Origin of the sequence: Treponema primitia ZAS-1, from assembly GCF_000297095.1 — a bacterium.
GTDB lineage: Bacteria > Spirochaetota > Spirochaetia > Treponematales > Breznakiellaceae > Termitinema > Termitinema primitia_A.
The window spans coordinates 19310-40948 of the sequence record NZ_AEEA01000057.1; the positions used below are offsets into that span (position 1 = coordinate 19310).

At 54.2% G+C, this 21639-nt stretch carries 22 protein-coding genes; all 22 read right to left on the minus strand.

Annotated elements, in window-relative coordinates; genetic code table 11:
• Nucleotides 1–90: 90 nt before the first annotated feature.
• The gene (gene rpsO, locus TPRIMZ1_RS0110470) at nt 91–360 is read right to left on the minus strand and encodes a 30S ribosomal protein S15 (RefSeq protein WP_010258812.1); all 270 of its coding nucleotides are present in this window, start codon (nt 358–360) and stop codon (nt 91–93) included.
• A gap of 12 nt (nt 361–372) precedes the next feature.
• Entirely contained in the window at nt 373–1167 is a 795-nt protein-coding gene (locus tag TPRIMZ1_RS0110475; RefSeq protein WP_010258814.1) for an FAD synthetase family protein, read from the minus strand.
• Nucleotides 1154–2056 carry a tRNA pseudouridine(55) synthase TruB gene (gene truB, locus TPRIMZ1_RS0110480; protein ID WP_010258815.1) on the minus strand — a complete coding sequence of 301 codons (903 nt, stop codon included), beginning with the start codon at nt 2054–2056 and terminating at the stop codon, nt 1154–1156. The genes TPRIMZ1_RS0110475 and truB overlap by 14 nt, the downstream gene beginning before the upstream one ends.
• Entirely contained in the window at nt 2043–2396 is a 354-nt protein-coding gene (rbfA, locus tag TPRIMZ1_RS0110485) for a 30S ribosome-binding factor RbfA (protein ID WP_010258819.1), read from the minus strand. The genes truB and rbfA overlap by 14 nt, the downstream gene beginning before the upstream one ends.
• A gap of 3 nt (nt 2397–2399) precedes the next feature.
• Nucleotides 2400–5213, minus strand: coding sequence for a translation initiation factor IF-2 (gene infB / locus TPRIMZ1_RS0110490; protein WP_026043669.1), 2814 nt, complete (start codon nt 5211–5213; stop codon nt 2400–2402).
• A gap of 9 nt (nt 5214–5222) precedes the next feature.
• The gene (gene nusA, locus TPRIMZ1_RS0110495) at nt 5223–6797 is read right to left on the minus strand and encodes a transcription termination factor NusA (RefSeq protein WP_026043670.1); all 1575 of its coding nucleotides are present in this window, start codon (nt 6795–6797) and stop codon (nt 5223–5225) included.
• Between the two features lie 4 nt (nt 6798–6801).
• Complete coding sequence (locus TPRIMZ1_RS0110500) at nt 6802–7326, minus strand: ribosome assembly cofactor RimP (RefSeq protein WP_010258826.1); 525 nt, start codon at nt 7324–7326, stop codon at nt 6802–6804.
• A 130-nt stretch (nt 7327–7456) separates the two neighbouring features.
• Nucleotides 7457–8956: an FGGY-family carbohydrate kinase gene (locus TPRIMZ1_RS0110505; protein ID WP_010258830.1), complete on the minus strand. Its 1500-nt coding sequence runs from the start codon at nt 8954–8956 to the stop codon at nt 7457–7459.
• Between the two features lie 13 nt (nt 8957–8969).
• A complete protein-coding gene (locus tag TPRIMZ1_RS0110510; RefSeq protein ID WP_010258833.1) occupies nt 8970–10208 on the minus strand; it encodes an L-rhamnose isomerase in 1239 nt (412 codons plus the stop codon).
• An 87-nt stretch (nt 10209–10295) separates the two neighbouring features.
• Nucleotides 10296–11573, minus strand: coding sequence for a zinc-binding dehydrogenase (locus TPRIMZ1_RS0110515; protein ID WP_010258837.1), 1278 nt, complete (start codon nt 11571–11573; stop codon nt 10296–10298).
• A 27-nt stretch (nt 11574–11600) separates the two neighbouring features.
• The gene (locus TPRIMZ1_RS0110520; RefSeq protein ID WP_010259157.1) at nt 11601–12848 is read right to left on the minus strand and encodes an SDR family NAD(P)-dependent oxidoreductase; all 1248 of its coding nucleotides are present in this window, start codon (nt 12846–12848) and stop codon (nt 11601–11603) included.
• Entirely contained in the window at nt 12845–14218 is a 1374-nt protein-coding gene (locus tag TPRIMZ1_RS0110525) for a PHP domain-containing protein (protein ID WP_010259160.1), read from the minus strand. Before TPRIMZ1_RS0110525 ends, TPRIMZ1_RS0110520 begins: the two co-directional genes overlap by 4 nt.
• The gene (locus tag TPRIMZ1_RS0110530) at nt 14215–15345 is read right to left on the minus strand and encodes a class II aldolase/adducin family protein (RefSeq protein WP_010259163.1); all 1131 of its coding nucleotides are present in this window, start codon (nt 15343–15345) and stop codon (nt 14215–14217) included. The genes TPRIMZ1_RS0110525 and TPRIMZ1_RS0110530 overlap by 4 nt, the downstream gene beginning before the upstream one ends.
• Nucleotides 15346–15413: 68 nt before the next feature.
• Nucleotides 15414–16394, minus strand: coding sequence for a tRNA (adenosine(37)-N6)-dimethylallyltransferase MiaA (miaA, locus tag TPRIMZ1_RS0110535; RefSeq protein WP_010259165.1), 981 nt, complete (start codon nt 16392–16394; stop codon nt 15414–15416).
• Nucleotides 16395–16400: 6 nt separating this feature from the next.
• A complete protein-coding gene (locus tag TPRIMZ1_RS0110540; protein WP_010259167.1) occupies nt 16401–16592 on the minus strand; it encodes a DNA-directed RNA polymerase subunit omega in 192 nt (63 codons plus the stop codon).
• A gap of 21 nt (nt 16593–16613) precedes the next feature.
• Nucleotides 16614–17318, minus strand: coding sequence for an ABC transporter ATP-binding protein (locus TPRIMZ1_RS0110545; RefSeq protein WP_010259169.1), 705 nt, complete (start codon nt 17316–17318; stop codon nt 16614–16616).
• The gene (locus tag TPRIMZ1_RS0110550) at nt 17315–18070 is read right to left on the minus strand and encodes an ABC transporter permease (RefSeq protein ID WP_010259171.1); all 756 of its coding nucleotides are present in this window, start codon (nt 18068–18070) and stop codon (nt 17315–17317) included. Before TPRIMZ1_RS0110550 ends, TPRIMZ1_RS0110545 begins: the two co-directional genes overlap by 4 nt.
• Nucleotides 18060–18650 (minus strand): ABC transporter substrate-binding protein, encoded by a 591-nt coding sequence (locus TPRIMZ1_RS20860; RefSeq protein ID WP_232616807.1) that lies wholly within the window; start codon nt 18648–18650, stop codon nt 18060–18062. The genes TPRIMZ1_RS0110550 and TPRIMZ1_RS20860 overlap by 11 nt, the downstream gene beginning before the upstream one ends.
• Nucleotides 18557–19033 carry a hypothetical protein gene (locus TPRIMZ1_RS20865; protein ID WP_232616808.1) on the minus strand — a complete coding sequence of 159 codons (477 nt, stop codon included), beginning with the start codon at nt 19031–19033 and terminating at the stop codon, nt 18557–18559. The genes TPRIMZ1_RS20860 and TPRIMZ1_RS20865 overlap by 94 nt, the downstream gene beginning before the upstream one ends.
• Nucleotides 19034–19113: 80 nt before the next feature.
• Entirely contained in the window at nt 19114–19527 is a 414-nt protein-coding gene (locus tag TPRIMZ1_RS0110560) for an aspartyl protease family protein (protein ID WP_010259173.1), read from the minus strand.
• 328 nt (nt 19528–19855) lie between these two features.
• Nucleotides 19856–20287 carry a flagellar export protein FliJ gene (gene fliJ / locus TPRIMZ1_RS0110565; protein WP_010259176.1) on the minus strand — a complete coding sequence of 144 codons (432 nt, stop codon included), beginning with the start codon at nt 20285–20287 and terminating at the stop codon, nt 19856–19858.
• A complete protein-coding gene (locus tag TPRIMZ1_RS0110570) occupies nt 20284–21633 on the minus strand; it encodes a FliI/YscN family ATPase (RefSeq protein ID WP_010259179.1) in 1350 nt (449 codons plus the stop codon). The genes fliJ and TPRIMZ1_RS0110570 overlap by 4 nt, the downstream gene beginning before the upstream one ends.
• Nucleotides 21634–21639: the final 6 nt, after the last annotated feature.

Genomic DNA, 21639 nt, shown 5'->3' on the forward strand with positions numbered 1-21639 from the left:
CTGTCTTTTTTTCAAAAAACCGGCGCAGCTTTTCTACGAATATAAATTGTAAGCGGCGCCGGGCTGAGACACATCCTATAGGCTGTGAAACTACTTACGGAGACCTAAGTCCTTGATAAGGACCCGGTATTTCTCCAGATTAGTCCGCTGAAAATACTTCAGCATACGCCGGCGTTGTCCGACGAGGATTAGTAAGCCCCGCTGACTGGACTTGTCCTTTTTGAATTGCTTACAATGCTCGGTGAGCTGGTTGATCCGCTCCGTGAGCAGGGCAATCTGTACTTCCGAGGTTCCGGTGTCTTTTTCGTTTTTACCGAACTTGTTTACAATGGAAGATACATTTTCTTTGTTTAAAGCCATTTATTTACACTCCTATTGGGAACTACTTAAAAATTCAATGCGAAGGGCATTGAATGGTGAGGGAATAAAAAGTCCATCCGGACCAAGGGTAATCTCCGTTTCTATTCCTTCCGGGGAATCCTTTTCGAAAAGCAATACCGGGTACCGGCCATAGGGCGGCATGATTCGGTTTTTGGAGGCCAAGTCAAAATAAAACCCGCCGGGTCCGGGGGCAGCGGATAGTCCGGCAAAATCGATTTCAACCCTTCGACCGAGAAGCTCCGCCGCCTCAACGAGGCTGCCGGCGGATATCGCGGTGCGGATACGGCTTGAACTTATGCGCTCACCCCCGGACATCACGGACTCCACCACTTCCGTGGGGATTCCCGCCGCCAGGTTCATCTCTTTAATGAGCGCCGCATGAGTATCATGCCGGTAACCGCAACGAAAATTACTGCCAATTACCAAATAACGCAGATTACCCCGATCTTTTAACAGATCGATGAATTCCTTGCCCTTAAGTTTACTGAATTTTTCAGAAAAGTCAATCATGACCGTAAGACCGACCCCCATTTGTTCGAACAAACGGAGTTTTTGGGCTATCCCCATGATATCTCCTTCATGGGTTTCGGGTCGCAGGATGAATTTTGGGCTCCGTTTAAAGCTTATCACCACCGGATATAGTCCGGAGGAAAGTACCTTTTCCAGTAACGCCCGGTGTCCCCGGTGGATTCCATCAAAAACCCCGATGGTCATGGCAACGCCATTTACGGCGGCTTCACCCAGGCTGCCTCTGGCGGCAAACTCCGCTAGGTCAAGCACTCGCATGGACATACCCATAAGACCAACGGTCAGACCAACGGTCATTGCCGGGACCTTGTTTTTTCACGAGTACCGCCACAAAGTCATGGTCACAAAATACTCCCAGAGACTCGGCAGCGGGGACATCCCCAAGCAGCGTATCCAGGGGCTTCCCCTGGCGCATACTTTTCGCAGCGCCTTCATCCACGGTAATCCGGGGTATATCCAGGGCTTCGAAGGTATCCGCACCGATGGGGCGGATCGCCGCAGCCAAATCCGGGGCATCCATGGGAACCGCCTGGGCGATGTCAAACCCCGCTACCCGCTTCCGTTCCAGGGCGGACAGGTGGGCGCGGGAACCTGCGGCGATAGCTATGTCCCGGGCCAGGGAGCGGATATAGGCGCCCTTGGAACAGTGCACATACACGCGGGCATCGGGGGGATCATAGGAGCGGAGCTCCAGGGCATGGATAGTCACGGGCCGCTTTTCCATCTTCACTTCCACACCGGACCGGGCAAGCTGGTAGGCCCGCTTCCCATCCAGGTGGATTGCCGAATAGGCCGGCGGGGCCTGCATAATATCGCCCCGGAATTGGCTCAGCGCCTGTTCCAGCGCTTCCCGGCTGGGCGGGTCCGCCTCGGCGATTGGCTCGCCCTCCGGGTCCAGGGTATCGGTTTCCACGCCGAAACGGATAAGCCCCTCGTAACGCTTATCGCAGCGGTCAAACCAGGGGCTCAGTTTTAAAGCCCAGCCAGCCAGTACCACCAGCAGGCCCGAGGCAAATTTATCCAGGGTACCGGTATGCCCTACCTTTGGGGTTCCCAGGGCTTTTTTTACCGCATTAAGGGAATCAAAGGAGGTATAGCCCGGGGATTTATTGAGCAGCAATATACCGGCGCTCCTATTGCCCGTCATGTACAAGGCCCTCAATTTTTTGCACCAGTTCAAAACCCTCACGTATGCCCTGGTCTTCGTGAAACCGGAGCTTGGGGGTTTGGCGGAGGCGCATCATTTTTGCAAGCTGGGACTGGATAAAGCCGGCGGCACTCTGTAAGCCCTCGACTCCCGTGGCCAAGCCCGCAGATTTATAGCTTGAAACATAGGCATCGGCGTAGGCAAAGTCCCGGGAAACCGTAACCCTGGTTATGGAGAGAAAAGGATCAACCCGGGGGTCCTTCACCTTCCCTTCCACAATGAGAGCACCAACTTTTTCCTGGATAAGCCGCCCTACCCGTTCCGTTCTATATTCCGACATATATCAGTTGCTCGTTAATTTCCGGGCCACTTCCACAATTTCGAAGACCTCAAACTGATCGCCGACCTGGATAGCGTCAAAGCCCTCCAGACCGATACCGCACTCGTAACCGGCGGCAACTTCCCGGGCATCGTCCTTAAAGCGCCGCAGGGAGGCGATCTTTCCGGTATGGATAACGATCTCGTCCCGGATAACATTGATGCTGGCGCTGCGCTTGACCGTACCGGTAAGGACGTAACAGCCGGCAATGGTTCCAATCTTGGGCACCTTGAAGGTATCCCGAACCTCCACCGAGGCGATGATCTCTTCCTTGGTATCGGGCTTGAGCATCCCCTCCATAGCCAGTTGGATTTCCTCCACCGCCTTGTAGATGATATTGTAACGCCGGATGTCTACCTTTTCCTGATCCGCCAGCAGCCTGGCCTTTGGTACGGGCCGCACGTTGAAACCGATGATGATGGCGTTTGAGGCGATGGCCAGATCCACATCCCCTTCGTTGATAGCCCCGGGGAGCGCCTGGATAACGTTAAGCCGCACTTCCTTGTTGGACAGCTTTTCTAAGCTTGCCCGGAGAGCTTCGGCGGAACCCTGAACATCGCTCTTGATGATGATCTTGAGTTCCTGGATGGCCCCGGCGCTGATGGTGTCCGAAAGGTTGTCCAGGGTGATCTTCTTAATATTCTTGGCATCCTCAAAACGCTTTAACTCGTGGCGCTTGGCGGAAATACCCCGGGCTACCTTTTCGTCCTCCACCACCTGGAGTGGGTCCCCGGCGTCGGGAACACCCTCAAAGCCCAGGACTTCCACGGGCATGGCCGGGGTAGCTTCCTCAACCTTCGTTCCCTTATCGTCAAAGAGCGCCCGGACCTTACCAGGCCAGACACCGGCCACAAAGGAATCACCTATCCTGAGGGTCCCCCGCTCTATCATTACGGTGGCAACAATGCCGCGGCCATGGTCGATCCGGGATTCCAGGACCTTTCCTTCGGCGCTGCGGTCAAAGTTTGACTTGAGATCAAGGATCTCCGCTTGCAACAGTATGGCGTCGATGAGTTTATCGATACCCTCTTTTCTGAGGGCCGAAAGTTCCACAAACATGGTCTGGCCGCCCCAGTCTTCGGGCATGAGCCCCAGATCGGAAAGCTGACTCTTAACCCGGTCGGGGTTAGCCTCGGGCTTGTCCATCTTGTTCACCGCCACGATGATGGGCACCTTGGCGTCCTTGGCGTGGTTGATGGCCTCAATGGTCTGGGGCATGACCCCGTCGTCGGCGGCAACCACCAGGACCACGATATCCGTAACCTGGGCGCCCCGGGCCCGCATATGGGTAAAGGCTTCGTGTCCCGGCGTATCGAGGAAGGCGATCTTCCCATGGGGGGTATCCACCGTATAGGCGCCGATATGCTGGGTTATACCGCCAAATTCGCCGGAAACCACGTCGGCGCTGCGGATAGCGTCCAGGAGCTTGGTCTTTCCGTGATCCACATGGCCCATGACGGTAACTACCGGAGGCCGGTGGATCAGGGATGCGTCATCGTCGGATTCGGTGGTGATCAAAGTCTCGTCATAAAGACTGACGATCTTCACGTCCGCACCAAATTCCGCCGCCAGAATGGTGGCGGTTTCCGCGTCGATCTGCTGGTTGATGGTAACCATCATACCCATACTCATGAGTTTATGGATCAGGTCCGAAGCCTTAAGGTTCATTTTTCTGGCCAGCTCGGAAACCGAAATCACTTCCATTATGTCGATGGACTTGGGCACCGGGTTGGCGATCTGGGTAATCTTCTTCTTAGTCTGGAGGAGTTTTTCCTCCATCTCCTGTTCTTTCCGCTGGTAAACCGCCCTCTTGGCTTTAAAGGACTTCTTAATCGGTCCCTTGTTATCAGCCAAAGGAGGCGGGGGCGGAGACATACCGTTGCGCCCGCCGGGACCGCCGGGCCTGCCGCCCTGACCAAAGCCCCCGGGCCTGCCGCCCTGACCAAAACCCCCGGGCCTGCCGCCCTGGTTAAACCCGCCGGGACGATTACCCTGAAAACCGCCAGGACGAGGTCCGCCCTGGTTAAAACCGCCGGGGCGAGGTCCGCCCTGGTTAAAACCACCGGGACGAGGTCCGCCTTGGTTAAAACCGCCGGGGCGAGGTCCACCCTGATTAAAACCACCGGGACGAGGTCCGCTTTGACCAATACCGCCGGAACCGCTGTAGGGACGGGGACCACCGGGAACCGATCCTTCAGGACGGGGCCCCACAGGGCGGCCGCCAACCCTGCCGGCAGCGCCTACAGGCCGCGGCTGGAAGGGCGAACCGGATCGAGGCGATCCGTTATCGTCCCGGGACGAGTGGTTTCCCACAGGACGGCCGCCAACTCTGCCGGCCGCCGCCACCGGACGCTGGGTATTGGGCAGGGAACTTACACGGTTTTCTCCCGTCTTTTCCCCATCAGCCGGGGATTTTACTTCACCGGGTGTACCGGAAGCATCCTGCACGCTTGTTTCAGCCGCCGGAATCTTCACTTTAGGAGTTGAAGCAACAGACTCCCCCTCCGGAACCGTACCCCGGGAAGCTGTCCCCAAGGGGGTGGTGACCACAATTTTTGGCTGAGCTTTCTTTACAGGAACCGGAACACCAGGAAGGGCAGCCTTTTTCTTGATCACAACCACCTTACGGCGTTGGTCACCATGCTCCGGTGCCGGAACGCCCTTGGGGACTCCCTCAGCGGGAAGCTGTGCCGGAAGTACTGAAAACTCCTGCTCACTCTTCTGATGTTTAATGAGCTCTACTTTTGGTCTTTGCGTAGTGTCTAATTCCTCAGCCATGATCCACCTTTATTCGTCCTCGAATTCAAAACTCAATCCGATACCGCAACTCGGACAATTGGTCATATCCACGGTTATCTTTGCGCCGCATTCAGGACATTCATACTCTTCGTCGGTCTTATCATCAGATTCCTTAGATTCAGAACCTTCAATGGCAAGACCGGCTTCCCCTTCGGTAACGGCTTCTTCGTCGCCATCGGCGACGCCACCGGCGATGCCACCAGCTTCGGCATCCCCCGTTTCTTCGGAATTCTCTTCTTCGTAGGATTCCTCAGCCGCCTCTTCTTCCACCACTTCCACAAACTCTTCGATGAGCTGGCGAAGGGCGACAACCTGTTCCGCCGTAATCCCCTTAAGCTGACCCGTTTCCTCTTCCGCCAGGGAAAGGAAATCTTCTATAAAGTCGATATTGTTTTCCAGTAAAGCGGCGGCGACCTGGGCATCCACTCCGGGAAGCTCGGATATCCGGGAAAGTTCTTCCCCGTAGCCTTCGGCATCCCCAAACAGTTCCGATACCGCCCGCCGGGATTCTGAGGCTATATCCATTTCCTCAAACTGGGCATCGGTTTTAACATCGATATTCCAGTCCACCAGCCGGTTTGCCAGCCGCACATTGAGCCCCTGTTTGCCGATAGCCAGGGACAGCTGGGAATCGTTCACCACCGCCAGGGCCTGATGTTTACCCTCATCCATGATGACCACGTCCCGAACCTCCGCCGGAGACAGGGCATTTTTTATAAACCTTCGGGGATCCGGATCGAATTTAAGGATATCGATCTTTTCCCCCTCCAGTTCCCGAATCACCGCCTGGATACGCACACCCTTAAGGCCCACACAGGCCCCCACGGGATCCACATCTTCCCGGTTGGAATACACCGCCAGTTTGGTACGGTACCCCGGTTCCCGGACAATCTTGTGGATTTCCACGGTTTTATCATAAACCTCGGGCACCTCAAGCTCAAAAATTGCCCGCACAAAATCCGTATGGGTTCGGGAAAGTACCACCTGAAGCCCTGCGGGGGTCTTGTTAACATCGGTAATCAGGGCTTTGATACGGTCATTAACATGGTAAACTTCCCGGGGGGATTGGTATTTCTTGGGGAGTGTCCCCTCAACCTTGCCCAGGTCCACATAGATGGTCCCGTTCCGCTCCCGCTGATAGTACCCAATGATGATTTCCCCCACCTTATCCTTGTATTCCGAATACAGGCTGTCCTTCTGGATTTCCCGGATGGACTGGTGGGCGGTCTGTTTGGCGCTCTGAACCGATATACGATCAAAGTCCCTGGGGTCTACTTCAATAAGAAGTTCATCCCCGATTTCCGCTTCCGGGTCGAGTTCCCTGGCTTCCTCCAGGTCTATCTCCGAAACCGGATCGTAAACCCCGTCAACAATCTTCTTTTGGGCATAAATCGATACTTCTGTATTTGTATCGTTAAACCGGACTATGGCGTTTTCCGCATTGCCAAAACGTCGTTTATAGGCCGCCAAAAGGGTATTTTCTATGGTTCTTAGGACAAGCTCCTCGGACATACCCCTGTCCTGGATAAGCTGGTGGATTGCTTCCGACATATCTGTTGCCACGAGCCTAAACCTCCCGCAAATAATCTAATGTATAATCTAGTTTCGCCTTAGCGATAACATCATAAGCGATTTCCGTCATACCATCCTTTCCTTTAAGAACAACCCCTTTTTCATCCGCAGACCGGAGTACACCCCCGGTCCAATCGGAAATATCCGTACGGTAACACCGCACACCCCGACCGATATAATGCACAAATTCCGATCCATCCTTGATGACCCGGTCTATACCGGGGGAGCTAAGCTCCATATACAGATCCTGCCCGGGAAAGGCCGATTCCAGGCAGGGAATCATGGCGCGATGCGCTTTGGAACAATCGTCCACCCCAACTACCGTATTAGCGCCTTTCCCAACGGTTTTACACACCACCACCCGCAGCTGAATTCGCCCGCCGGGCGAACCGCTGCCTTTATGGCGGGAGAGGGTCAACTCTACCAGGTCCATTCCCAAATCCTGCGCCACGGACTCCAGGGTCTTATAGAGGAGACCTGTCTCATCCCCGGTGTTGGCCTGTCTGGGGGTATACTGCATTCCACACCCTTTTTTACCGGAAAAGTCAAAAAAAAGGGCCGTTCGGAACGGCCCTTTTGCTAGAAATTCCGAATGTCCTAGACACTATATCTTTTACCGGAAATTTTGTCAAGTGCGTATGCCATGGATGTTATTGATTTTTCTCAACCTGCTCCAGCCATGCGGTCCGGTAGGCGAATATTTCCGGGATATCGGCTTTCGTGACTTCCTGATATTCAATCTCGAAATCCTTGGATAACTCTGAAAGTCCCTGACCGGTCAGCGCCATCTTAGCGGTCATGGCGGCCCCAAAGGCGCTGGCTTCGGCTATATCGGTAAGAAATACGGCATTGTCCTTCAGGGCCGATGAGAGCAAAATATTGTAGGCTTCGTTTTTTCGGAATCCGCCTTCGGTAAAAACTTCTAAACCCGGTAACAGGCCAATCCGTTCAAATGCGGTAAGGGACTGCATCACCAGGGATATCCTCAGCAGGGCAAAACCTGTTTCGTAGTTTTTAAAACAAGCGGGAAACTTCGCTGGAAAATCGGCAAAGTGATAGGTCCTGCCATCCTCCACCACCCGGGGTTTGGATTGGGGAAACTGGCCGGTCCCGGCGGCCAGTTCGGGGGTGAGGAACGCCCTTTTCTCCCGCAGAACCGTAAGGTACAATTCTTTGTCATATGGGGGCAGGTCGTCCCGTTTATGGATATCCATCAATACTTTTGACCAGGTTTCAAATTCCTGGCCTCCCAGGAAGATCGAGGTTTTTACCGGCTTTCCAAAGGCAGAAATATTAAAGAAAACTACCTTGCCCAATTCATCCGGGGAAAAACGATATTCCTTTACCGGATTCATGCTGACACACCAGGTTCCGGTGGAATTTAATAAAAAGCCGTCCTCCCCCCTTTTAGCAAAATGGGGAAGCAGGGAAGAATTGGAATCGTGGATGCCCATGGTTACAACGACATCCCGGCTTAGACCGGTCTTTTGGGCAAAATCCTCAGTGATGGTTCCCAGTATGTCCCAGGAATTATTGAGCTTTGCGGGCAGTAAAGCGGAAAGTCCCAGTCCCTCCGCTACCGTAGAAAGACGGCGTTCCAGGGGATCCCAGAGGTAGCTGTGGCAGCCCATATAGGTATTTTCTGCGCCGATTTTCCCGGTAAACCGGTAACCCCAATACTGGGGATACATCAGCAAATGCACCGTATCCTTAAAGCCCCGGGGATACTTATTCTGCGCGAAAAAAATACCCTTCCCAGGATTGATCATAGCCTTAAGATAGGGCGTGCAGGTGCTGGCCTGAAGATCAACCGGGGAACCAAAACGTTCGTAGAATTGGCGATGAAAGTCCTCTCCCGGTTCGTGGGTATAGTAAATACAGGGGAGTGCGGGTTTGCCGTCCTTCCCCACACAGACAAAGGTTGCTCCATGGGTACTGACCGCAATAGCTTTTATGGCGTATTTTTTCGCAAAGTCCTTGAGTTGATCGACAAACCAATCTTCCATGGCTTCCAGGTCGTGAGTTTCAAGGCCGTCGATCATTTTTGGTGCAAAGTTCCGGTACCGGGTATCAAGCTGGACTAGGTTACTGTCATAGACGGCAACCTTTTTATTTGTCATTCCAATATCGATAACCGCGATATAATCCATCCCAGACACCTCTCTACCGCAATTTTAACACATCATTTTCATATTTTTCTACTGCCCCATACCAATCGCTGCCCGCAATATGCTGGCGCAGGAGGTATTCGTCCCACACGACGCCAAAGGGCAGGGTTTTTACTTCTTCCTGACAGACAAGCAGTTTAGAAAAATTACCCGTATCCTGAAGCTTCTTCAGATCCCCATAAGGCTGGAGCAGGGCGTTTAACAGGGCCTTCTGCATATTCCGCGCCCCGGTAACCCAGGCGGCAATACGGTTGATGCTGGCGTCAAAGTAATCAAGGCCGATGAGCACCCTATCCTCAGCATTGTTACGGATAATTTCCTTGGCAATTTCTTTAATTTCGTCCTCAAACAAAACAACGTGATCCGAATCCCATCGTACCGGACGGGTAACATGGAGGGCTATCTTGTCGAAGAATAACAAAAGTGAGGGGATTTTATCGGACACCAATTCTGTGGGGTGATAGTGGCCATTGTCAAGGAGCACGTTAATACCGGCCTTCGCCGCATAACCCAGATAAAAATCCGCCGAACCCACGGTATAGCTCTCGAGCCCGATGCCGAAAACCTTGCTTTCCACCACGTCAACAATATGGTTCTTGTCATAGTGAACGGAAAATATTTCGTCCAGAGATTCTTTGAGCCGCTGCCGGGGACCAAACCGGTCCGCGGGAACATCCTTTAAGCCGTCGGGAATCCAGATATCGTGCAGGCTGGGGCTTCCCTGCTTTTCGCCAATGTACGCCGCAATTTTTCTGCAGGCCTTTACATGCCGGATCCAGAAGTCGCGTATGTTTTTATCCGGAGATGAAAGGGTAAGCCCGCTTGCGGCCATGGGGTGGGAAAACAGGGTGGGGTTAAAATCTATCCCGATATTCCGCGTCTTTGCCCAAGCGAGCCAGGGATCAAAATGCCGGCATTCCGGCTGGTCCCGTTTAATGGGGCTGCCATCATCGCTTATGGCATATATCGCATGGAGGTTAAGCCGTTTTTTGCCGGGGATAAGGGAAAAGACAAAATCCAAATCCCTCATAAGCTCGTCCTTGTTCCGGGCCTTGCCGGGGTAATTACCGGTAACCTGAATGCCTCCGGTTAAGGCGGCGCCGGTATTTTCAAAACCCGTGACATCGTCCCCTTGCCAACAATGCAGGGAGACACTGATTTCGGCGCATTTTTTTATCGCCGCGTCGGTGTCAATTCCCCATTTCTTATACTGTTCCTGTGCTTTCGTATACATATATGCCCCCATTATTTTTCGTTAATACATACGGCTTTTTAAAAAAACCGGGATTGCGCCTTCGGATTGGAAAAAATTTCTCTACTCCTAAATATCCGGAGCCTGGGCTAAAAGGTAATCCTCCGCTTCCTTGTTCCACAGGTTCTTATGGCGCACGCAGATTTCTCCCAAGGTCTTGTAGAAGGGATCGGCTTTGCCCTTTTCCGCAAAATCGGCAATGGCGACAAGCTCCAGTTTCTTGCCGGTGTAGATAAGCTTTTTGCCTCCGGGGATCTTGTCCAGGTCGATGGTGGTTTGGGCTACCGCGTTAAGTCCCCCGACATGGGTTACCATAAAGACCGGGTTCAATTCTCCCTTTGCCATCATGGCCAGGGATTCCCGCATGTCATCGGTATTGCCGCCGGAGGTCCCTACGATATGATGGGATTCATAGTGGACATTGTAGAAGTTAAAATTCCCCGAAAAGGCGGGATCTATGGGGCCCGCAAAGAAATTTAGGCAGCCGTCACGGCCAAGCAGTGTATCCCCCATTTCAAGAACCGGTTTGACCGGCGCAAATACAAACACATCATCGTAAAGCTTCCCCTTGTTGATCTCCTTAAGATGGGCCACCGGGTCTTGGATATTCTTTGTATTTACATAGGAAAGCTGTACACCGTATTTTTCCGCTTCGGCGGGGGGCAAAAGCTGGGAAGCCCGGGCGAGCCGCGCATCATCAATATCGGTTACCACCAGCCGTGACGGCCGGCGGGGATTGTGGATGGCATAATCAATGGCGCCCAAACCCATAGGCCCAACTCCCGCCAAGAGGATAAGCGATCCCCCTTCAACGATGCCCATCTCGTGGACATAGGAACCGTTCTGGGTATGGTATTGGGCATGGAAGGCGCCGACAATACAGGATACGGGTTCCGCCAGGGACCCCATGAAAAAGTTATCCACCTGGTAATCCAGGAGACAGTTCATCTCCATCACCTCTGCGGGAATAACGATATAGGTAGCGTCCCCGCCGATATACTGATAGGAATAGCCCGGCGCCCAGAGGGTTTCCTTGCCGTTTTCATCGGGGTAATTAAGGGCCGGTTGGATGGCGAACTTGGATCCGGCCTTAAATTTTCCGCCTAATTTTGCCCCAACCTTTTCAATAACCCCGCAAAATTCATGACCGATAATAGTCGGAGTTTTGGATAAATCGGAACGTATCCGTTTATGTTTATCTCCCTGCATGGCCAGTTTATGGCTGGACATACAGATAGAATCCGAAATCACCCGGGCCAGTATTTCATCATCCTTAATTTCAGGAAGATCAAATTCCTCAAGCCTGAGATCATTAACACCGTAAATACGAACAGCTTTTGTCTTCATAATTTCTCCTCTATCATTATAAAAATCTTAATGCAACATAACTTGACCGCCGGTAACCGGAACGGCCTGACCGGTCTCATATTCCTGTTCAACAATATAATAGATAGCCCGCATCACATCCGCTCCGGTGCAGCCCCGCCCCATGGGAACCTTGCTCTCGTAAGAGGCCCGTACATCCGCCACGGTCTTAGCCCCGGGAACTTTACCGGCCTTAAGGTATTGTACAAAAAGCCCCTTTTCCGGATCCGCCCACAGGGGGCCGTCTAAAAAGTTGCCCGGACAAATGGCGTTAACCTTAATGCCGTAGGCCACCAATTCCAGGGCAAAACTCTCCACCAATCCTATGGCGCCGAATTTGCCCCCCGCATAGGCGCCGTTTTTGTTGGAACCCTCCAGGCCGGATTTGGAATTTATCTGGATGATATCGGTTTTCCATCCCGGGGCGGCGAGGTTTTGCCGTCTCAGCAGCCTGCCGCAGTGTTTTGCCATGAGAAAAAATCCGGAGTAGTTGATATCCGTTACAAACTTAAAGGCAGCCAGATCCTGCTCCAGGACACTTCCCGCCTTAACTACCCCGGCGTTACTCACGCAGAGATCCAGACCCCCCGCGGTTTTCGCAATGGCCTTAAAGAGTGTCTCCACCGAAGCTTCGTCAGCAACATTGACCGGAACCGCCACGGCGGCGATCCGCTTCTCCGCAGCATTAAGGGTTTCCGCCAGTTTTTCTGCACCCGCTTGGTTCAGGTCGGCGATAAACACCAAGGCTCCCGAAGCGGCCAATCCACGGACTATCTCTTCCCCAAAGCCCTGGGCGCCGCCGGTTACTAACACTATTTTGTTTTTTACCACATCTGAACGACCCGAGGCAGAAGCGCCGGCTGCCGCTATGCCCGAACCGCTTGTACCTTTTGATTGCAATTCCAGGGGCGATCCGTCCCCGTTCTCGCTCCTCTTCCTGGCGGAAGCAAGATCCCGATCAATCCAATAAACCACCTCTTCATTGGACGGCGTCTTTACCCTGATACAGGAAGGCTGTGTTTTTACGTTTCCTTTTTGCACTACCCAGGCGGAATATGCTTCTTTAAGGGCCTTAAGTGCCAGCGCTTCGTCAAGACCATCCGTTGTCCCGGCGGCGCTGAGGTCGGCAGAGACTATCCGATCCGGATCTTTACAAGGAACACCGGCGGATGGTACAACAACCCTGCTCTCTCCCGAGGCGTTGATCCAAATCCCCCGGATAAGGGGCGCTAAAATAAGATGACCATCAAAACTCATATCTGATACCTTCCTTCCTGCAATTTCTTAATTATTCCCGGAACCGACCCGCCGGGGTTTTTAGGATCCAGTTCTTTTCCCGCAGAGGCATACATGGCAAGCCGCTTTTGCAGAGAAAGACCTCTCAGGGGATTATCCGGAGAGAAAAGTCCAAAGGCGGGATCCGCCGACCCCAGCCGTTCATGGGCGATGAGAGCCCAGGTGGTGTTCAGGAGATGGCGAAATTCATCCTGCAATACCTCGGGACAGTTAAAGGACTGCCGGGAACTATTGATATCCACGCCGGAAATTTCCATAAACCCCCGTTCCGCGCAGAGACGCTGCACACGGCGGCGTTGTTCCGGGGTATTCCGGGGAGGCATGTAGGTAACAGCCCGGTATCCAAGCCGGGAAAGTTCGTCGAACAGTTCTTCTATGTAATCATCCTCAAATTTTTCCGCTTTTTTATCCCCCGTGGGAGATTCACCAATATCCCCCAGATAGGCGTAGGCCGGTATTGCCCGGATAGAATCCGCAAAGGCCGTAACGGCTTTAGCGCAGATACATTCGTTATCATCGGGCTGGATAAATATACGGCTTAGGAAACCGGACTTGAGGATACCCAGCAGATCGTAGAGATAGTGCGGGTTAGCCGGATCCGAAAGGGCCTTCCCCAATTTTTCCGGAGGATTAATGCCGAAGTGAAGGGCGAGTTTTTCATTGATCACCGGGCCCTTCCCGTATTTTTCGATGAGCTTTTCCGCAAGGGCCGTCAAAAGATGCCGTTCGGTCAGCCCGCCGCCCTGGTTATACATTGATTTATCGATCACATCCCGCTGAAAATCAATTTCCCCCAGCCCCGCCTCATGGAGAATACCATTGGCGGATTCGGTCATTTTTCTGGTCCGCAGGAGCCGTTCCTTCCGAATGGGGTCCAGAAAACCCCTGACCTTAGGAATTGCCGGGGCGGGTACCCCCTGGACGGTCATATACGCCACCCCTGCGGAATCCGGGTTATTCAACTTCCGATCCGCAAAGGGCCCCGGCTTCCCGTCTGCCCCGGTTTTAAAACTAACCCGGACCTCAAAACCGGTACAGCCCCCAATGCCGAGTATCCCGCAGGCGGCGATCATCTCCTCCGCAGCGCCGATGGAATCGTGATCCACCGATCCCGCAGCTGCAAGCCCGGCTTCCCGGGATTTGAGCGCGGCCATACTGGGGGTATAGGGACTAAAACTGTAGATCGTGTGGATGTGGTTGTTAACCTCCCCGCTTTTAATTTCCGGAGAAGACGGTTTTTCAGGGCATTGTTTTTCCAGTTCCTTAAGCGCATTGAGCCTTTCCCGGGGATCAGAACGGGGATCGTTAATTACACCACGGTAATCTATCATGTTTTTTCCACCGCCTGGGAACGGAACCGTTCCACTTCCCAGTTATTGATAAAGTCTATCTTGTCCTTTGTCATGAAACGTCCGCCGCCGAAACTCTCCGAGTAGGCCGCGACTTTGGCGGTATCGGTAAAGAGTTCAAGCGCGAGGGATGCTGTTTTTTCCGAAGTCCCTATGCCAAAAATCCCCCTGCCCTGGACTGCGGCGATCTTTGGAGGCCGCCCGATCTTATCAAGGTGGTGATTCCACGCATTCCGAATCTGATCCGCCAAGGGGCTGTTGTCAGTAATTGTTATAAAGAGAGGATCACTGCCGGAGTAAACAATATGATCCGGGGTAAAGGCTGAGGAGACGGGAGAAAAAGCAGAACTATCCCCGGTAAGACCGGCGAATTCAGTATTCCTTTCAAAGATAACCCGGTAATGAGGACCGGCGAAACCGGCTAAGAGGCGCGCAATTTCTTCTGAATCACGGTACACGCCGGTCTTATCGGAAAAATCCGGCTTTCGTTTTATTTTTTTATCCAGGGTATCTATGAGCTTGGTATAAATTGTTTTTATACCGTCGGTGGAATCGGAACCGACAAACACTCCGTGGTTTTGAAGAAAAATAATATCCGCCGGTTTTCCTTTGCGTTCACGATAGGCATCCAGGGCTTTCTTTACCGCCAGCGCAAGAATATAGCCCGGATTGGTAATAGGTATCCAGAGATGATCCTCACCAAAAACATCCTTTGCCGCTTTTTCACCGTCCTGTGAACAGGTAAGGCCGTTTACCAATGTCGGATGGGTATGTATCACAAAGGCAAAGGGCAGTATATCGTGGAGCATTGTTTCAACACTGGGCCGCTTATGTTCTTCCCCCTGCTTTTTCGCGGCCATCATATCCGCCAGCACCGCCGCTTCCCGCGCATCCTCATCCAGGGGATACTGTTTTTCCCAGATGCGGGCCAATTTTTCCCGATCCATTTTAACAAAACCTTCGGCATGTATGTCCCCAAGATTTGTCCCGGAACCTTTTACAAACAGGGTTGATCCCTCTTTTAGAGAAGTATTCCCCCCCCCTGCAATTACATATTCCGGATTTGATCCGTAGTATCTGGATATATCAATAAGCGCCTGTAAACTCATGGTGATAATTATATACCTCCCTTCTCTACTCTGTATATGGAAAAACAAAGAAAATACATGGACAAAACTTATATTGCCAGGAACTCTTTCAGTTCCCGACGTATCTCCCCCACCGGGTCACCGGCAGCGACAATCCATTTAACCTGGGGAATTGATGCAAAAAAGGTGATCTGCCGTTTGGCATAGCGGCGGCTGTTCCGGGCTACCAGGGTTTGGACGCCCTCCGGATCCACGGAAATGCGCCACCGGGACTTTGGTCCGCCACCGGGGCTTTCTTCCACAAAGAATTCCTGGTAACCGATGGCCTTCATGCCCGGGTCGCCGGGACCGTAGCCCGCTGCGTGGAGGCGCGCCACTTCTTCCGGCAGACCCCGGCGAAACATGATGGCGCAGCGCTCGTTGATGCGGCGGTACACATCCTCCCGGCTCCGCTCAATACCAAGGATGAGGAAACGGTATTGGGCGCGGCTTTCGGGGGCAGCCCCTATGGGGGGATAGGAACTGAGGGGGCGGCCGGAACTGCGGAAGACTTCCAGGGCCCGCTGGAGACGGTAGCTGTCGTTGGGATGGATGCGGGCGGCGCTTACGGGATCACAGGCGGCAAGTTCCGCCATCAGGGCTTGGGCGCCCAGGCTCTGGAACTCCGCTTGCAGGGTTTCCCGGATGAGTGGGTCCGAGGGGGGCGTTTCGGGGAGGCCCAGGACAAAGTTACGGAGGTAGAACCCGGTCCCGCCGGAAACCACCGGCAGCTTTCCCCGGCGGGCTATGTCTTCGCAGGCCTCGTCCGCCAGGCGGACAAAATCACCGGCGTTGAACTGCTCATTGGGGCTGCGAATATCGATAAGATGATGGGGCAGCCGGGCAAGAAGATCCGCCTGAGGTTTTGCGGTACCAATGTCCATGCCACGGTAGACCTGCATGGAATCGGCGGAAACAATCTCCGCCTGGCCGAACGCATTAGGCCCGGAAAAAAGAGTTTCGAGGATCCCGGTTTTACCCGATGCGGTGGGGCCGAAGAGGAGCAGTACCGGTATCTTCGCCGCCGGCATGGAGATTTAGTCTTCCAGATGGAATTCGATCTGCTCAGTGAAGACCTGACGGGCAGCCAGGGACACCACCTTGCCATCGTTATCCTCAATATCCGGATCCTTCAGCATGGAGAGCTGATAGGAACGCCGGGAGGCGGCGGAGGTGATTTCGTACATATTGCCATCGTATTCGATAAGTTCTTCAAGGGGGAATATCATAATTATTTATTATATATTGTTTTAGGCGATCGTGTAAAGGACTTCCAGGAGCTTCTTTTCAAGACCCGCATTGGAGGAGGAACCATAGGCCCGGTCTTCCGGGGACAAATCCACACCCTGGTCAAAAACAATACCCCCCTTACCCAGAATCAGGATGCGCCGGCCCAGGTAAACCGCTTCCCGGGGATCGTGGGTTACCGCCACGGCAAGCCGCTGCTCCACGGCCAGCAGGGAGGAAACCATGTCCATAAGCTGGATGCGCAGGGGAATGTCCAGGGACTGAAAGGGTTCATCCATGAGGATGAGCGGGGAAGGATAGGCAAAGGCCCGGGCAATGGCTACCCGCTGGCCCTGTCCGCCGGAAAGCTCATTTGGGTAGGAACCGGCCTTTTCTTCCAGGGAGACCTTGCGTAAAAAATACATGGCCCGGTCACGGGCTTCCTTCTTCCCCAGGGTTCCCTCTATGGGGAGGCTGATATTTTCCAGGGCCGTGTACCAGGGGAGGAGGCGGTTTTCCTGAAACACAAAGGAAGCCTTCCCCCCTATTTCGACGCTGCCCACCTCCGGACGGAGGAGCCCCGCCATGAGCCTGAGCAGGGTGGTTTTACCGCAGCCCGAACTGCCTAAGATGGCCACGGGACTTTCTTCTCCAAGCTCCAGGGACATATTTTTGAAAAGGGGCTTTTCGGTAAAGCCGAAAGAAATATTCCGTATGGATAGGCTCATTTCCGGAACCGCCCTTTTTTTCCGGACCGGAGGAGCGTGGAAACGGCCCATTCCGTAAAGGCGGCGGCGATCACCGTGGCCAGGGTCCAGGCGAAAAGCTCCGGTGTTTCAAGCTGGGCCTTTGCCCGCTGCATCCCCGTTCCCAGGGCAAGCAGGGGCTGCACTAATACTTCCGAAGCCACCACCACCTTCCAGCAAAGTGACAGGGAACTCCGCATTCCCCCAAGGATAAAGGGCATGATAGCCGGAATATAGAGGCGCCGAATGGTTTCCTGCCGGGATAATCCGTAGAGGGTAAAAAGTTCCCGAAGCTTAGGATCCACCGAACGTATCCCTACAATGGTATTGGCGGCCATTACCGGAAAGACCATGAGGAAGGCGGTAAACACCGGGGTCCGCTCGGAACCAAAAACCAGGAAGGCGATGAGGATAACCGACATCACCGGTGTGGCGGCGATAACCGAAAACAGGGGCGCTAAAAACGCATTGACCCGCTTGTCCAGCCCCGCCAGGATCCCTACCGCCACCCCCAGGGGAACTGAAAGCAGAATCCCTAACAGGACCCGGAGAAAACTTCCCCCCAGGGCGCCGAGGAAACGCCCGGTTTGTACCAGCGTGAAGAAGCGCCGTATAACCAGTACAGGGCCGGGGAATATAAGATAAGACCCGGATACACGGGCGCCGATTTCCCAGACCGCAAGAAAAGTGACAACCCCGGCCAGGCTCCACCAATACTGTTTTCTAGAACCCAAGGTAGAAACTATCCGCCGGCAGGCTGCCCCCGATTGAAACGGGAGAAAATTCCAAGAAGGTTCTATAGAGGGCTTCCAGAGAAGGCCGGGCTTCTCTGACGGGGATAAACACATAATTACTGCGGGGTATGGCGGCGCTAACCACCGGGGCCCGCAGCCCCAAATCATGTTTTTCCACCAGGGTTCCCGCTTCCCGGGGATTGGCGACCACCCATTCGATAGACGCTTGCAGGGCATTGAGGACAGCCTGCACCGCGGCGGGTTCCGCCTTGGCGTAATCGGCGTCCACCACCAGGACCGTCATGGGGTAGTTACCGGAGGCGGCGCTTCCTGTGGCGGAGCGCCACTCAGCCTGGATATCACCCACCAGACGGAGATCCGGCTTTCCGCTCCGGGCCATGGTGGCGAAGGGTTCCGGCAGCAGGGCTGTGGAGATACGGCCGACGATAAGGGACTGGGCAATTTCGGGATAGGCCAGGGCATAGCTCAACTGCAGGTCCCGGTCGGGGTTAAGCCCCTTGGAAAGGAGTATGCGCCGGAAAACATAGTCCGGGGTGGCGCCCTGGCCGGCAACTTCCACCGACTTACCCCGAGGTCGGCTATGCTGCGGATAGCGCTGTCGCTGGTTAACAGGCTCAGCATCCCCGTACCGGTAACCGCAGCGATTTGGAGGGGCTTCCCGGTGGAGGCGATCTTGGCCGCCACATTGGGGGGAAGCATCCCCACCTTCGCTTCCCCGGAGATGAACTTAGCCGCCATGAGATCCGCCTGGGCCAGGGCTTCCAACCGTACCGGAACGCCGCCCACGAGGGGGGGACTTTCAAAGAGCCGGATCATGGAAACACCCGAGGGGCCCTTGATAGCGTAAATCGTCAATGGCTGGGTGGTCTGGGCGCTTACTATGCCTGTTAAGCCCAGGAGGAGGGCGGCGAAAAATGTTAGGATGCGGATAGGTTTATTCATGTATATAAGTATAACAGAAAAAAGGAGAGTGAAAAGGGAGAGGATAGGAACATCCTCCTCCCCCCGGAACACCCGCCGCTTTACAGGAGCAGATACAAGACCTCATCACCGTGGGCGCCGGTCAGTTTCTGGTCCACGGGGTTTACCACCAGATCCAAGCCCTCAAGGGGGATTGCGCCGAGCAGGGTCTCCCCGTTTTCGGAGGCGACTAATGCCTGGCACGATGCCGACCGGTCTTTCCAGTGGACGGTGACGGGCTCGGTCAATTTGCAAACCGCTTTGGTGTCATTGCCCAGGGTTGCCTCGCTTGTTTTTTCAACCTCAAGCCCCAGCTGCTGACGGAGCCCTTCGTTGATTACCAGGGTTATCGCGCCGGTGTCAACTATGGCCCGCACGGTTATTGCGCGGACCTCTTCCGGCTTGATATACCCGCGCTTGGCATTCCCCACGTCAATGGCGTTCTTTAAAGTGATTTCCTCATACACGGTTCCCATCGTTCTACCTCTCTGTTTACTCTACTATACTTTGGGGGTTCCGGCAAACTGCCGGAGGACCAGCACGATCCTGCTATCCCCTGCACCCTCTATGCGACCACCGTATAGGGCGCTTTAGCGGAAAACAAAAAAAGCCAGAGAAACCGTCTTGTTTTCGAGAATTTTGCAACTTCCTTACGGAACTTGCTTGTCAGGGGATAACCGCCATCGTGGGGTTGCTTTGCATAAACGCCTCTGAAAGACATACGGGGGCATGGTGTTTTTTGCTTGAGCCTTGGCGAAAAAATCGAAAAAAAATATTCTTTTGGCATTCCCGGTTATACAGACCTTACTGTGTCCGCGTCATTCTCGCAGCGATATCGTCCAGCTCCTTGTTTTCTTCAGCCTGGGCGAATTTCCGGTACTCGGCCTTACGCTTGTCTTTAATCTTGTCCAGGACCTTGCGTTCACGGGAGGCTTCCAGAAAGATATCCCGCTTTTCCGCTACCACCAGTTCCGCCCGGGCGGCGTCCATGAGGAGCTTATCCCGGGTTTGATCGAGCCGGAGTATGTACCGGTCGTAGTTTTGCATTTCCGCTAAACCGTTTCCCGGGGCGAAACGTTTCGCCGCAGCATCGAACCGATCCTCTGCCACAGCGGCAATGCGCTGCTCTATCAGGGTCAGGGCGCCCACGGCCTTGCCCAGTTCTATTTCCGCTTCACGTTCCGCGTATTCCCGCAGTTCCAATACCCGCTGGAGGCCGAATCTAAAACGCTTCATACCTGATACCGGGATAGTTCTTCTTCGGGGATCTCCATGTCCGCGATTTTACCCAGGACCCGGAGGCTGTCTGCCACCGCAGTTTTTTCTTCTACGGTCTGCATGAGAAACTGTTCGATAAGTTCCCGCTTGGCGATGGCTTCATCAATCGCCGGATTTGAACCGGCATGGTAGGCCCCTACATTGATCAGATCCTCCGCTTCGGCATAGACCGCCATGAGACGGCGTATATAGCCCACCACTTTTACCGTAACCGGTCCGGATACGACGGGAGCCAACCGGGATATGCTGGCGAGGACGTCAATGGCGGGATAGTGGTAACGCTGCGCCAGGCTGCGGGAAAGGATGATATGGCCGTCCAGGATTCCCCGTACCGTGTCCGCAACCGGTTCGTCCATGTCGTCCCCATCCACAAGGATAGTGTAGAAGCCGGTGATGGTTCCCTTGTCGGAGGTACCGCAGCGTTCCAGCAGCTTCGGCATGGAGTCGAACATACTGGGGGTATAGCCCCGGGTTGCCGGCGGCTCGCCTATGGCCAGGCCGATTTCACGCTGAGCCCGGGCAAAACGGGTAACCGAATCGAAGAGGAGCATCACGTCCAGGCCCTGGTCGCGGAAGTATTCCGCCACCGCAGTGGCCGTGTATGCGCCTCTTAGCCGCGCCAGGGGAGGCGAATTGGAGGGAGTTACAATAATTACGCTGCGGGCCAGGCCTTCAGGTCCCAGGTCCCGTTCTATAAATTCGTTTACCTCACGGCCGCGCTCACCGATGAGGGCCACCACGTTTACATCAGCATTGGTGTTCCGGGCTATCATCCCCAGGAGGGTGGACTTCCCCACCCCGGAACCGGCGAAGATCCCCATGCGCTGTCCCCGGCCTACCGCCAGCATACCGTCTATGGCCCTGACCCCCGTAACGAGACGCTCCTTTATCCGCCGGCGTTTCAGCGGATCCGGAGGGCTGGCAATGGCAGGATAATGTACGGGGGATTCTATTTCACCCTTATCGTCAGCGGGACGGCCCATGGCATCCAGGACCCGGCCCAGCAGTTTTGGTGAAACCGGTACCCCCAGTTGATCCCCCGAAGCGATTACCCGGTTGCCTATCTCTATACCTTCAATTTCCTCGTAGGCCATAAGCTGGACCACGCCGCCGGAGAGCCCCACCACCTCCGCCCGGATGATCCCCTTACCCCGGGGAACTTCAATGCGGCACACTTCTCCTATCACCGCTTGAGGACCGATGCTTTCGATGAGTATGCCCTGGACCTTTATAACATGGCCCACATATTTTATGGTTTCCGTTTCTTCCGCTGTTTCGAGGTACTTCTCTAAGATTGCTTCCATAATCCG